The organism is Leisingera sp. G5_S3_59_S7, assembly GCF_054968485.1.
Window position 1 is genome coordinate 1 of sequence record NZ_JBQKUH010000084.1, and the last position, 13,331, is coordinate 13,331.

The following is a 13,331-nucleotide window of genomic DNA, read 5'->3' on the forward strand; positions in this document are numbered from 1 at the left end:
CCCGGAGCGGGCGGGAGCCGTACCAGGCGGCGCAGCGCCTTGTGTCAGGTCTGGCTGCGGGCCCAATCCCAATACATTTCGCGCACCCGCTTGGCGACGGGGCCGGTTTGATACTGGCATTCGTCGAAAGCGGTGACCGGTGTCACCTTGCTCATGTTGCCGGAGAGAAAGATCTCGTCGGCCGCCTCAAAGTCCTGATAGCCCAGCACGCATTCATGCACATTGATGCCATCGGCGCGCATGTTCGCGATGTGGCGGGCGCGGGTGATGCCGGCCAGGAAGGTGCCGTTGGGGATCGGGGTAAAGACCTCGCCGTCGCGCACCATAAAGACATTGGTGGTGGCGGTTTCCGCAACGTTGCCCATGGCATCCAGCACCAGCGCATTGGTGAACCCCTTGCTGCGCGCCTCCCGCAGCATCCGGGCGTTGTTGGGATACAGGCAGCCGGCCTTGGCATTCACCACCGCGTTTTCCAGCACCGGACGGCGGAAGCGGGTGCGGGTCAGCGTAGCGGAGGCCTCAGGCGCCGCCATCGGGATTTCCTCCAGGCTGACCGCAAAGCGGGTGCTGTCCGGGTCAGGGGCAATCAGAGTCGCGTCGCCGTCGGCGGCCCAGTACATCGGCCGGATATAGACGGCGGAACCCGGGGCAAAGCCTTCCAGCCCCTCGCGGATCAGCTCTGCCATCTGCTCAACCGAATGGGTGGGCGTCATAAGCAGCGCCTCGGCCGAGGCATTGGTGCGGGCACAGTGCAGATCCAGGTCCGGGGTCACCCCGTCGAAGAAACGCGCGCCATCGAACACCGAGGATCCGAGCCACATCGCATGATCCGCCGCCCGCATCACCGCCAAGTCGCCGTCGTGCCAGCTGCCGTTGAAATAGGTCCGGATTGTGCCGCTTACAGCCATGATTTCCCTCCCTCTGCTTGCCGCTAGGGTAGGCAGGGAAAGGTCAGAGGTCCAGACCTAACATTGCCCGCAGGTGTCCTGGCGAAGACTGCGGCCCGGCCTATTTATTGTTTTTTTACAATGGGCTGTCCGGTGCTTGCGCCCATTCTGACGCTGCGTCTGTTGGGTCAGGCATTCTGACCAATTGTTTCGCGCGCGAAACATTCGGGCAGCAAGGCTGACCTACTCAACCCCCGCGAGCAAAGCCTGCAGGTCCAGGGCCTCTGTGCCCATGGCGAGGCTTCCGTCCGGCCCGCGCGGCCATTCCGCCTCCGGCCGGTCGCGGTACAGCTCCACCCCGTTGCCGTCCGGGTCGCGCAGGTAGATCGCCTCGGAGACGCCGTGATCGGCGGCGCCCTCCAGCGCGATGCCTGCCTCCAGCACCCGCCGCAGCGCCGCGGCGAGGCTCTTGCGGTCCGGCAGCAGGATGGCAGTGTGGTAGAGGCCGGTCGCATTAGGCGCCGGGGCAGGGCCGCCGCGCGACTGCCAGGTGTTGAGGCCGATATGATGGTGATAGCCGCCCGCCGACAGGAAGGCGGCAGAGCTGCCCAGCCGCTGGGTCACCTCAAAGCCGAGGACGCCGCTGTAGAACTGGATCGCACGTTCCAGGTCCGAAACTTTCAGGTGCACATGGCCGATGCCGGTGCCTGCGGGAAGTGTTGCCGTGCCGGTGCTCATTGCAGCCTCCATCTGTCTGGTGCCGCAGATATGGCTGCTGAGCGGATCGGCTTCCATTCCGCGGCAACGCACCATGTGCCTGTGGATTTGCACAGCGGCAGCGGCGCAGCGCGGCGGGCGCGCCGGGCCCAACCGGGCCCGCGCATCTGTGATGCGCTGCAGCCCGGGCGGGAGGTCTGCGGGTGAAGATCAGGCGGCCGGTTTCAGGCCGGCCTTGTCCAGAATGGCCCCGGCGTCCTGCTGCCAGCGGGCCTTAAGCTCTGCATTCGGGGTGCGGCGCAGGCCCATGGCCTTCATCCCTTCGAATTTCTCCGAGGCCTCCTGGCCAAAGCTCGCGGCGACCCGCGGCCACCAGTAGTCAACCAGCTCCTGCAGGCTATCAGCGCCCTGGGCCTCGACCAGCACCATCAGCCCTTCTTCGGCCAGCTCCGCATGGCGGGTCTCCACCGGCAGGATGGCACGGAAGGCTTCGGCCAGAGGCTGATAGGAGACATGGCTAAGCTCCTCCAGCTGCAGCACCACCGCGCGGCCCATCAGCAGGTTCATCACCACCGCATCCGCCCAGCCTTCCAGCGGGTAGTTGAACACCGCCAGACGCATGTCGTGCTTGGTGCGGCTCTGACCGATGTCGGCATCCCGCTCCAGCCGCGCGGTCCAAGGGTGATGGTCGGCATAGCGTTCGGTGTCAGCGCCGAAATCGCCCATGATCCGCAGCACCTTCTCGGCGTGGTCGGTCTTTTCCAGCACGATCCGCGCCGCGGCGATGCGGGCCTTGATGCCGGGGCCTTCGTTGATGATGTCGGCAAAGCCCGCGGCTCCGGCCAGTTCGCTGTCGACGAAGGTTGCCATCAGCTTCATCAGCTCGGCGCGGTAGCGCGGCGGCACGTTGGACGGGTTGGTCAGAACCCCGCCCTGGGCCAGATAGCTTGTGATGCTCATCTCTTCGGACATGAAACGCCCTCCCTGAAAACTCCGGGCTACCCGGTTTTTTGAAATTGCCTTACTGATCGTAGTCCACGACGACGTTGTCGGTCACCGGGTAGGCCTGACAGGACAGCACATAGCCCTTTTCGACCTCGTAATCCTCCAGCGCGTGGTTGGCGACCATCTCGACCTCGCCCTCCAGCACCTTGCAGCGGCAGGTGGAGCAGACGCCGGCCTTGCAGGCGTAGGGCGCGTCCATGGCGTTCTCCAGCGCCGCATCCAGAAGGGTCATATCCTTGCCCATCTCGATGGTCTGGGTGGCGCCGTCCAGGGTGATCGCGGCCTTGGTCTGGTTGGCGCTGCTGGCGGCATCGGTTGCGGCGGCCTTGCGCTTGGCGCGGCCCGGCTGGGCGGAGGCGAACAGTTCGAACTTGATCTGGCTGTCCTCAAGCCCCGCACTGCGCAGCGCGGCGGCGATGCCCAGCATCATCGGCTCAGGACCGCAGATAAAGGCGGTGTCCACGTTTTCGATGTCGATCCAGTGCTCAAACAGCTGGGCGCATTTCTCTTCGGTCACCAGACCGGTGAACAGGTCGATTTCCTGCGCGTCGGATTCCAGAACATGGATCACGTTGAACCGGCCCATGTAGAGGTTCTTCAGATCCTCCAGCTCCTCGCGGAACATGATCGTGTTCACGCCCTTGTTGGCGTAGACCAGCGTGAAGGAGGATTTGGGCTCCGCCGCCAGCGTGGTCTTGAGGATCGACAGCACCGGGGTGATGCCGGAGCCGCCGGCAAAGCCCAGATAGTGCTTTTCGGCAGTGCCTTCGAGCGGGGTGAAGAAGGTGCCCATCGGCGCCATCGCCTGCAGGGTGTCGCCGGTCTTCAGCTCGGTGTTGGCCCAGGTCGAGAACGCGCCGCCGTCGACGCGCTTGATGCCGACCTGCAGGATGCCCTCGTCCTTGCCTGCGCAGATCGAGTAGCTGCGGCGCAGCTCCTCGCCGTCGAAGTCGCGGCGGAAGGTCAGGTATTGGCCTTGGGTGAAATCAAACTCCTCAGCCGCGCCGTTCACGGGCTTCAGGGTGACAACCACCGCATCGCGGATGGTTTTGCGGACATCGGTGACTTCAAGGTCGTGAAAGCGCGCCATCAGGGTCTCCTCAGATGCACTTGAAATAATCAAAAGGTTCGAGGCAGTCCTGGCAGCGCCAGTGGGCCTTGCAGGGGGTCGAGCCGAACTGGCTGACCTTGGTGACATGTTTGCTGCCGCAGTGCGGGCATTTTTCAGGACCGCCCGCGGGCTGGGGCGGGGCGATGCCGTAATCCTCCAGCTTGGCGCGGCCCTTGTCAGACAGCCAGTCGGTGGTCCAGGCGGGGGAGATCTGGGTCTTCAGCTTCAGATCGGTGATGCCGTGGCCGCGCAGGGCGGTTTCGATGTCCATAGCAATCACCGACGTAGCCGGGCAGCCGGAATAGGTCGGGGTGACCGTGACCACCAGGGTTTCGCCCTCCCAGGCCACGTCGCGGATGATGCCCAGATCCACCAGCGAAATCACCGGGATTTCCGGATCGGGCACGGCGTCGAGCCAGTCCCAGATCTGGTCAATGCTTGGCTGAGTTTTCACTTGGCTCATGCGGTTACCCTCATTGGCTGTTCTGCCCGGCAGTGCGCCGGGCAACGCCCGTCCCGCCCCCGCGGGGCGGGGGGCAACGCCCGCCGCTTGTGACGGGCGATGCCCTCAGTTCGTTGGCCGCGGCCTTACCACTTGGCGCCCGGGTAGGCGCGCTGCAGCCATTGCATCTGGGTCAGCAGGTGGCCCAGGTGCTCGGTATGCATTGCACCGGTGCGCCCGCCCTTGTGGGCAAAGCGGCTCTCCGGAATGGCCAGCGTCGCGTCGCCCAGGATGCGGGAGATCAGGGCGTCGTACTCTTCGCGCAGGGACGCCGGGTCGGGGGCGATGCCCGCTTTCACCATTTTGGCGTCGGCCTCGTCGGACTGGAACATCTCGCCCACGTAGGGCCACAGATAGTCCAGCGCCTCCTGCATCCGGCGGTGGCTTTCCTCGGTGCCGTCGCCCAGGCCCACCACGGTGTCGGCGGAGCGCTCCAGGTGATAGGCCACCTCTTTCGACGCTTTCTCGGCAATTGCGGCGACCCGCTCGTCCGAGGATTTCATCAGGCGGCCCAGCTGGATCGAATGCCAGGCGTCGAACAGGAACTGGCGCATCAGGGTGCGGCCGAAGTCGCCGTTGGGCACCTCGCACAGCAGCACGTTGCGGAAATCCCAGGCGTCGCGCAAAAAGGCGAGGTCGTCGGCGGACTTACCTTCGCACTGCACTTCACCGGCAAGGCCGAGCCACATCTGGGTCTGGCCGATCAGGTCCAGCGCGGTGTTGGCCAGCGCGATGTCCTCTTCCAGCACCGGCGCATGGCCGCACCATTCGCTGACCCGGTGGCCGAGGATCAGGGTGTTGTCCCCCATCCGCAGCAGGAACTGGGTGAATGCGTCGTCGCGGGTCATTACATCGCCCCCACTTCTTCGGGGATGTCGAAGAAGGTCGGGTGGCGGTAGACCTTCGACTCGGACGGCTCATAGAGCGGGCCCTTGTCGCTGGGCGAGGAGGCGGAGATGTGGTTGGCTTCCACTACCCAGATCGACACGCCTTCGTTGCGGCGGGTATAAACGTCGCGGGCGTTCTTGATCGCCATCTCGGCGTCCGGCGCATGCAGGGAGCCGACGTGGCGGTGGCTCATGCCGTGCTGGCCGCGGATGAAGATTTCCCAGAGGGGCCATTCGTTTTTCATGTCTTAAATCCTCCTGGCTGAGGGGGCGCTGCGCGGCAGGGCGGAGCGCCGGAATGCTTGGGGTTACTCGGCGGCGTGCTGGCGCGCGGCCTTCTTCTTGGCGTGGGCAAGCAGGCCGTCGCGGACCCAGGCGCCGTCGTCCCAGGCCTTGTTGCGGTCGGCGAGGCGGTCAACGTTGCAGGGGCCATTGCCCTGGATCACGTCAAAGAACTCGCTCCAGTCCGGGTCGGTGTAGTCGTAGTGGCCGCGCTCCTCGTTCCATTTCAGGTCCGGATCGGGGATGGTCAGGCCCAGGTATTCGGCCTGCGGCACGGTCTGGTCGACGAACTTCTGGCGCAGCTCGTCGTTGGTGTTCATCTTGATCTTCCACTTCATCGACTGGGCGGAATGGACCGAGTCCTTGTCGGACGGGCCGAACATCATCAGCGACGGGTACCACAGGCGGTTCAGCGCGTCCTGGGCCATCTTCTTCTGCTCCGGGGTGCCCTCGGCCATCTGGCGGATGGCGTCATAGCCCTGGCGCTGGTGGAAGCTTTCTTCCTTGCAGATGCGGATCATCGCGCGGGAGTAGGGGCCGAAGGAGGTCCGCTGCAGCGGCACCTGGTTCATGATCGCCGCACCGTCCACCAGCCAGCCCACCGCGCCGATGTCGGCCCAGTTCAGCGTCGGGTAGTTGAAGATCGACGAATACTTCATGCGGCCGTCCAGCAGCATCTCGGTGATCTCGTCGCGCGAAACGCCCAGCGTCTCTGCCGCGCAGTAGAGGTACAGGCCATGACCGGCCTCATCCTGCACTTTGGCGAGCAGGATCGCCTTGCGCTCCAGCGTCGGCGCGCGGGTGATCCAGTTGCCTTCGGGCAGCTGGCCGACGATTTCGGAGTGGGCGTGCTGGCCGATCTGGCGGATCAGCGTTTTGCGGTAGCCTTCGGGCATCCAGTCCTTGGGCTCGATCTTCTCGCCCGCGTCGATGCGCGCCTGGAAGGCCGCCAGCTTCTCCGGATCGTCCTGGGTCGCCTCGGATTTGATCATCTGAGCATACATGTCTGGGACCTCCTAATCTTCGTTACACGCGTTCCAGGATCAGGGCGGTGCCCTGTCCGACGCCGACGCACATGGTGCAGAGCGCATAACGCCCGCCGGTGCGCTGCAATTGGTAGGCGGCGGTCAGCACCAGCCGCGCGCCGGACATGCCGAGCGGGTGGCCCAGTGCAATCGCACCGCCGTTGGGATTAACATGGGGCGCATCGTCGGCAACGCCAAGCTCGCGCAGTGTCGCAAGGCCTTGGCTGGCGAAGGCCTCGTTCAGTTCGATCACGTCCATCTGGTCGATGGTGAGGCCGGTGCGGGCCAGAACCTTGCGGGTGGCGGGCACCGGGCCGATGCCCATGATGCGCGGCTCTACGCCTGCGGCAGCCATGCCGACGATGCGGGCCATCGGCTTCAGGCCGTTCTTCGCAGCCGCCGCCTCATTCGCCATCAGGATTGCTGCGGCACCGTCATTGACGCCGGAGGCATTGCCAGCGGTCACGGTCTTGTCCGGGCCGTTGACGCCCTTGAGGCCCGCCAGCTTCTCAGCCGAGGTGCCGGGGCGGGGGTGTTCGTCGGTGTCCACCACGATGTCATCGCCCTTGCGCTGGGGGATGGTGACCGGGATGATTTCGTCCTTGAAGATGCCGGCCTCATGCGCGGCGGCCCAGCGGGCCTGGCTGCGGGCGGCGAATGCATCCTGATCCTCGCGGGAGACGCCGTAGTCCTCGGCCACGTTGTCAGCGGTCTGCGGCATCGAGTCGGTGCCGTACATCTCGTGCATCTTCTTGTTCACGAAGCGCCAGCCGATGGTGGTGTCGTAAACCGCATTGGCGCGGGTGAAGGCAGAGGTTGCCTTGGGCATCACGAAGGGGGCGCGGGACATGCTTTCTACGCCGCCGGCGATGGCCATATCGTAGTCGCCCGCCTTGATCCCGCGGGACGCCATACCGACCGCGTCCATGCCGGAGGCGCAGAGCCGGTTGATCGTGGTGCCGGGCACAGAGGCGGGCAGGCCCGCCAGCAGCGCCGCCATGCGGGCCACGTTGCGGTTGCTTTCACCGGCCTGGTTGGCATCGCCGAAAATCACATCATCGAGGGAGCCCCAGTCCACGTCCGGGTTGCGCGCGGCAAGCGCGGCAATCGGCAGGGCGGCAAGATCATCGGTACGCACCTGGCTCAGCGCGCCGCCGTAGCGGCCGATCGGGGTGCGGGTGGCATCGCAGATGAAAGCATCCATGGGTGTTCGCGTCTCCTGTGGCGGCGGCGGGATAAGCCGACCGTTGGGTCGGTATTACGCCGGAAGATGATTCGCGGCAAGTGAAATGTAACCTGAAACTTTCACCTTTGGAAATTCTGTAACGCGTCCGTGAGGCCGGGCGCAGCCTCCGCCGCAGTGAACGCGGGGTTATTGTTGCGAAGCCAAGGCCTTGGCGGCCAGGCTGGTAGCAAGGGGCCGCCGCTTGCGGGCAAATCCGTGTATGCTGTGAGCGGATGACGGCCAAGGGGGGAGGAGCTATGCCACAGGTTCTGCGCATCGGCGGCGCTGCCGGGTTCTGGGGGGAGGTCGCCCTGGCCACGCCGCAGCTGCTGGCGGCGGGAGGCTTGGATTTCCTCGTCTATGACTACTTGGCCGAGATCACCATGGCGGTGCTGGCGCGGGCGCGGGCAAAGGATCCGCAGGCAGGGTATGCAACCGATTTCGTAACGGCGGCAATGGCCCCGAACCTTGCGGAGATCGCGCGGCAGGGGGTGCGAGTCGTCTCCAACGCGGGCGGCGTGAACCCGCAGGCCTGCGCCGCGGCCCTGCGGCAAGAGGTCGAAGCCAAGGGTTTGGACTTGCAGGTGGCGGTTGTTGCTGGCGACGACCTGCTCGGGCGGGCCGCGGAGCTGGCGGAGGCTGCGCCGGAGGATATGTTCACCGGCGCGCCGTTTCCGCCGCTGGAGAAGATTGCCAGCGTCAACGCCTATCTGGGGGCCTTTCCCATTGCCGCGGCCCTGGACCGTGGCGCGGACATTGTGGTGACCGGGCGCTGCGTGGACAGCGCGGTGACGCTAGGGGCTTGCATTCATCACTTCGGCTGGGGGGCGGCGGACCTGGACCGGCTGGCAGGCGGCAGCCTGGCGGGCCATATCCTTGAATGCGGGCCGCAGGCGACCGGCGGCAATTTCACCGACTGGCAGGCGGCGGAGGATATGGCCGCGATCGGCTACCCCATTGCGGAGATCCGCGAGGATGGCTCCTTTGAGGTGACCAAGCCTGCAGGCACCGGCGGCCTTGTATCGCGCGGGACGGTGGCGGAGCAGCTGCTCTATGAGACCGGCGACCCGCAGGCCTATGTGCTGCCGGACGCGGTGTGCGATTTTTCCGCCGTCACGGCGACAGAGACCGGGCCGGACCGGGTGCGGGTGGCCGGTGCCCGGGGGCGCGGGGTGCCGGATGCGTATAAGACCTGCATCACCTGGCAGGACGGTTTCCGCAGCGGCCATTACTTCACCTTCTACGGCCTTGATGCCGAGGCCAAGGCGCGGGCCTTTGCCAAGGCGGCGCTGGCCCGGTCGCGGGATGTGCTGCAGGCGGCAAAGCTGCCGGATTTCAGCGATGTGAGCATTGAGCTTATCGGCAGCGAAAGCCAGTTCGGCGGGCTGCGGCAGAGCGAGCCCGCGCGGGAGGTGGCGGCCAAGATTGCGGTGCGCCACCCTGATGCCCGCGGGGTAGGGGTATTCCTGAAGGAGGCGGTGGGGCTGGGCCTGTCGGCGCCGCCGGGACTCAGCGGGTTTGCGGGTGCCCGGCCCAAGCCTTCGCCGGTGCTGGCGCTGTTTTCCTGCCTGCTGCCCAAGGCGCAGGTGCCCGTGGCAGTGCGGGATGCGGCAGGCAGCTGTGCGGTGCCGCCGACCGCGGCTGTCCCGCTGAGGGCGGTGGAACCGCCCGCACCGCCGCCAGTGCCGCAGGCCAAGCGGATGGCGGAGGTGCCGCTGATCCGCCTGGCCTGGGCGCGCAGCGGCGACAAGGGCGACATCGCCAATATCGGGGTGATCGCGCGCAGGCCGGAACTGATGCCCTGGATCTGGGAGGCGCTGGACGAGCCCCATATGCGCCGGGTGTTCGGGCACTTCTGGGACGGGCGGATGGAGCGCTTCTATCTGCCCGGCAGCGCCGCGATGAATATCCTGCTGCTGGGTGCGCTGGGCGGCGGCGGCACGTCTTCCTTGCGTAATGATCCCCAGGCCAAGGGCTATGCGCAATTGCTGCTGGCGGCGCCGGTGCGGGTGGATGCGGACTTGCTGGAGGCCGCGGTATGATGTGCGCAGGGCGGAAGGCAAATTGGGAAAGCAGTTCATGAGTGAATTCCAGACCAAAATCAGCCCCGACAGCGAAACCTTCGCCCGAAACCGCGAAGATATGCTGGCGCTGGTCAAGCGGATGCGCGATCTGGAGGCCCGCGCGGCGGCGAGATCCGAAGAACGCCGCCCGGTTTTTGACAAACGCGGGCAGCTGTCGCCGCGGGAGCGGGTCTCGGCGCTATTGGATCCGGGGCTGCCGTTCCTGGAGCTGTACAACATGGCCTCCTATCTGGTGGATGACCCGGATCCGGAGACCTCAGTCCCCGGCGCCTCGATCATCCTGGGGATCGGGTATGTCGAGGGCGTGCGGGCGATGGTCTTTGCCGATGATGCCGGGATCAATGCCGGCGCGATGACGCAGAAGTCGGTGGACAAGGCGCTGGGCGCGATTGACATCACCGAGCGGCAGAAGCTGCCCTTCATCCACCTGGTGGAAAGCGCCGGCGCCGACCTGATGCGCTACACGGTGGAGCTTTGGGCGCATGGCGGCGGAATGTTTGCGGGGTTGGCGCGGCTGTCGGCGGCGGGCATTCCGGTGATCACGGTGCTGCACGGAGCGTCGACTGCGGGCGGCGCTTATCAGCCGGGGCTGTCGGATTATGTTATCGGGGTCAAGGGCAACGGCATGGCGATGCTGGCGGGCGCCGCGCTGGTGCAGGCGGCGACCGGCGAGGTGGCGCAGGACGCGGACCTTGGCGGTGCTGAAATGCATGCCGCTGCCACCGGGCTGGTGGAGTATCTGGCCGAGGATGATGCCCATGGCATTGAAATCGCCCGGGAGGTGGTGGCCGGGCTGGGCTGGCAGCCTTGCGCGCCGGCGCTGCCGGATTACGCTGAACCAGTGCTGCCGCCTGATCAGATTGCGGGCGTGGTGCCGGTGGACTACCGCAAGCCCTATGACATGCGCGAGGTGGCGGCGCGGATTGCCGATGGCTCGCAGCTGCGGGAGTTCAAGCCGGGCTACGGGCCGGCCACGCTTTGCCTGCAGGCGCGGATCATGGGGCAGCCTGTTGGCCTTCTCGGCAATAATGGCCCCTTGGACCCGGACGGGGCCGCCAAGGTCACGCATTTCCTGCAGGCGATGGACCAGGCCGGCACGCCGGTGGTCTTTCTGAACAATACCACCGGTTACATGGTCGGCACCGCATCAGAGCGGGCGGGCATGATCAAGCACGGTGCCAAAATGATCCAGGCGGTGACAAATTTGCGGGTGCCGAAGGTCGCCCTCTACACCGGTGCCAGTTTTGGGGCAGGAAACTACGGCATGTGCGGCTATGCCTTTGGCGCGGATTTCCTGTTCACCTGGCCCAATGCGATGACCGGAGTGATGGGCGGCGAACAGGCGGCGCTGACGATGGAACAGGTCGCCCGGCGCACGGCGGAGCGCAAGGGCGTGGAGGCGGACGAGGCGCGGCTGGCGGCGCAGCGCGCGAAGATCACCGCGCATTTCGGCGGGCAGTCTGACGCCTTCTATACCTCGGGACGGGTGCTGGACATGGGGATGATCGACCCGCGCGACACCAGGCGGGTGATCGGCTTTTGCCTGCAGACCTGCCAGGAAGCGCGGGCGCGGCAGCTGAACCCCAACAGCTTTGGCGTGGCGCGGATCTGAAGGAGGCGGGATGAGCAGTTTCGACACGATCCTGGTGGCCAACCGCGGCGAAATTGCGCTGCGGGTGATGCGCACGGCACGGGCGATGGGGCTGGCGTGCGTTGCGGTTTACACCGATGCGGATGCCGCCAGCCCTCATGCCGCATTTGCCGATGCCTCCATCCGCATCGGCGAAGGCCCGGTGGCGGACAGCTACCTGTCGATAGACAAGATCATCGCGGCGGCCAGGGAGGCGGGGGCCGGGGCTGTTCACCCGGGCTATGGTTTCCTGTCGGAAAATGCAGAATTTGCCCGCGCCTGTGCGGCTGCCGGGCTGGTTTTCATTGGCCCTTCTGCGGAGGCGATTGCGCTGATGGGCAACAAGGCCGCGGCCAAGTGCAAGATGATTGCGGCGGGGGTTCCTTGCATACCCGGGAATGAAGGCGCGGATCAGGCAGTCGATGTGCTGGCGGCGGAAGCGGACCGGATCGGCTTTCCGGTGATGATCAAGGCAGCCGCGGGCGGCGGCGGCAAGGGGATGCGGCTGGTGCAGCGGCCTGCGGATTTCAGCGCTGCCCTGCAGCTGGCCCGCAGCGAGGCGCTGGCGGCTTTCGGTTCCGATGAGGTGATCCTGGAAAAAGCCCTGACGCGGCCGCGCCATGTGGAGGTGCAGGTTTTCGGCGATGCTGATGGCACTGTAATCCATCTGGGGGAGCGCGATTGCTCCATCCAGCGCCGCCATCAGAAGGTGGTGGAGGAGGCGCCAAGCCCGGCCGTGGACGCAGCCTTGCGCGCCCGGATGGGGGCAGCGGCAGTCAAGGCGGCGCAGGCCATCGGCTACCAGGGGGCGGGCACGGTCGAGTTTCTGCTGGATCAGGACGGGGTGTTTTATTTCCTGGAGATGAACACCCGGCTGCAGGTGGAGCATCCGGTGACGGAGATGGTCACCGGGCTGGACCTGGTGGAGATGCAGATCCGGGTGGCGCGGGGCGAGCCTTTGGGGCTGGCGCAGGACGACGTGCGGCTGGAGGGCCACGCCATCGAGGTGCGGCTTTATGCGGAGGATGCGGAGCAGGGTTTTCTGCCGCAGGCCGGGCGGATCGCGGAGTGGCAACCGCCGAGCAACGCTGGCATCCGGGTGGATGACGGGATCGCAGCGGGGCAGGAGGTCTCTGCCTTCTATGACCCGCTGCTGGCCAAGCTGATTGCGCATGGCCGCACGCGGGAGGAGGCGCGGCAGCGGCTGGTGGCAGCGCTGCAGGACTGCGTGCTGTTCGGCCTTGCGTGCAATCGCGACTTCCTGCTGGAAGTGCTCTTGCATCCGGAGCTTGCCGCAGCGGATGCCGCCACCGATTTCATTGCCCGCCATTTCCCGAACGGGCTGGAGGCGCCTTTGGCCTCCCGTGAGATGGCTGTGGCTGCAGCCCTGATCCACCGCGCGGAGCAGCAGCGCTGCGCCGCTGCGGCGGGGGGCGTGGCGCCGGAACTGCTGGGCTGGTCGGGCCAGGGAATCCTGCGTTCTTTCCTGCGCCTGGAGCGCAACGGGGAAACCTGTAGCCTGCAGGTCTGTGAGGAACCGGGCCAGTTGCGCGTGACCTGCGGGGAGCGGCAGCACAGCGTGGCGGAGGAAGGCGGCGGCCTGCGGGTTGATGGCGTGCGGGCGGACCTCAAGTCCTGGCGCCTGGCGGGCGATACGCTGCAGGTGGCGGCCGCCGCGCGGATATTCACTCTGACCCGCCAGCGGGCGTCAGCCGGTGCAGCACCCGCTGGGCAAGCCGGGCAGGTTGTTGCGCCGATGCACGGCGTGCTGAAGGAGGTCTGCGTGGCCGAAGGGGACAGGGTCGCCGCGGGCAGCCGGCTTGCGGTTGTGGAGGCTATGAAGATGCAGCACGAAGTCCGGGCGGGGGCGGCGGGCATCGTCGCATCGGTTGCAGTGCGGCCCGGTGTGCAGGTTCAAGCGGGCCAGCTTCTGCTGGAAGTCTCACCGCAGGAAATTGACGGCGCCTGACCAGGCT

At 66.3% G+C, this 13,331-nt stretch carries 12 protein-coding genes; 3 read left to right on the top strand and 9 right to left on the bottom strand.

Annotation, left to right across the window (positions count from 1 at the left end; genetic code table 11):
- Window positions 1–44 precede the first annotated feature (44 nt).
- The 9 genes from ACTRWG_RS21470 to pcaF all read right to left on the bottom strand — a co-directional run bounded on the left by ACTRWG_RS21470 (window position 45) and on the right by pcaF (window position 7,620).
- Window positions 45–908, bottom strand: coding sequence for a branched-chain amino acid aminotransferase (locus tag ACTRWG_RS21470; protein WP_259958535.1), 864 nt, complete (start codon window positions 906–908; stop codon window positions 45–47).
- 222 nt (window positions 909–1,130) lie between these two features.
- Window positions 1,131–1,625 carry a VOC family protein gene (locus tag ACTRWG_RS21475; RefSeq protein WP_027235074.1) on the bottom strand — a complete coding sequence of 165 codons (495 nt, stop codon included), beginning with the start codon at window positions 1,623–1,625 and terminating at the stop codon, window positions 1,131–1,133.
- Window positions 1,626–1,814: 189 nt separating this feature from the next.
- The gene (locus ACTRWG_RS21480; RefSeq protein WP_027235073.1) at window positions 1,815–2,576 is read right to left on the bottom strand and encodes a Phenylacetic acid catabolic protein; all 762 of its coding nucleotides are present in this window, start codon (window positions 2,574–2,576) and stop codon (window positions 1,815–1,817) included.
- 49 nt (window positions 2,577–2,625) lie between these two features.
- The gene (paaE, locus tag ACTRWG_RS21485) at window positions 2,626–3,699 is read right to left on the bottom strand and encodes a 1,2-phenylacetyl-CoA epoxidase subunit PaaE (protein WP_027235072.1); all 1,074 of its coding nucleotides are present in this window, start codon (window positions 3,697–3,699) and stop codon (window positions 2,626–2,628) included.
- 10 nt (window positions 3,700–3,709) lie between these two features.
- Window positions 3,710–4,183: a 1,2-phenylacetyl-CoA epoxidase subunit PaaD gene (paaD, locus tag ACTRWG_RS21490; protein WP_462829918.1), complete on the bottom strand. Its 474-nt coding sequence runs from the start codon at window positions 4,181–4,183 to the stop codon at window positions 3,710–3,712.
- Between the two features lie 125 nt (window positions 4,184–4,308).
- Window positions 4,309–5,070 carry a 1,2-phenylacetyl-CoA epoxidase subunit PaaC gene (gene paaC / locus ACTRWG_RS21495; protein ID WP_462829919.1) on the bottom strand — a complete coding sequence of 254 codons (762 nt, stop codon included), beginning with the start codon at window positions 5,068–5,070 and terminating at the stop codon, window positions 4,309–4,311.
- Window positions 5,070–5,354 carry a 1,2-phenylacetyl-CoA epoxidase subunit PaaB gene (gene paaB / locus ACTRWG_RS21500; RefSeq protein WP_008562338.1) on the bottom strand — a complete coding sequence of 95 codons (285 nt, stop codon included), beginning with the start codon at window positions 5,352–5,354 and terminating at the stop codon, window positions 5,070–5,072. Before paaB ends, paaC begins: the two co-directional genes overlap by 1 nt.
- Before the next feature lie 63 nt (window positions 5,355–5,417).
- Window positions 5,418–6,395 carry a 1,2-phenylacetyl-CoA epoxidase subunit PaaA gene (gene paaA / locus ACTRWG_RS21505; protein WP_259958542.1) on the bottom strand — a complete coding sequence of 326 codons (978 nt, stop codon included), beginning with the start codon at window positions 6,393–6,395 and terminating at the stop codon, window positions 5,418–5,420.
- A gap of 22 nt (window positions 6,396–6,417) precedes the next feature.
- Window positions 6,418–7,620, bottom strand: coding sequence for a 3-oxoadipyl-CoA thiolase (pcaF, locus tag ACTRWG_RS21510; RefSeq protein WP_462829920.1), 1,203 nt, complete (start codon window positions 7,618–7,620; stop codon window positions 6,418–6,420).
- Between the two features lie 278 nt (window positions 7,621–7,898).
- On the opposite strand from pcaF, the gene ACTRWG_RS21515 reads away from it, so the two are divergent.
- The 3 genes from ACTRWG_RS21515 to ACTRWG_RS21525 are packed head-to-tail and all read left to right on the top strand — an operon-like array spanning window position 7,899 to window position 13,324.
- On the top strand, window positions 7,899–9,683 hold the full coding sequence (locus ACTRWG_RS21515; protein WP_027235067.1) for an acyclic terpene utilization AtuA family protein: 1,785 nt from the start codon (window positions 7,899–7,901) through the stop codon (window positions 9,681–9,683).
- 37 nt (window positions 9,684–9,720) lie between these two features.
- Window positions 9,721–11,337 carry an acyl-CoA carboxylase subunit beta gene (locus ACTRWG_RS21520; RefSeq protein WP_027235066.1) on the top strand — a complete coding sequence of 539 codons (1,617 nt, stop codon included), beginning with the start codon at window positions 9,721–9,723 and terminating at the stop codon, window positions 11,335–11,337.
- A gap of 10 nt (window positions 11,338–11,347) precedes the next feature.
- A complete protein-coding gene (locus tag ACTRWG_RS21525; RefSeq protein WP_462829921.1) occupies window positions 11,348–13,324 on the top strand; it encodes an acetyl/propionyl/methylcrotonyl-CoA carboxylase subunit alpha in 1,977 nt (658 codons plus the stop codon).
- Window positions 13,325–13,331: the final 7 nt, after the last annotated feature.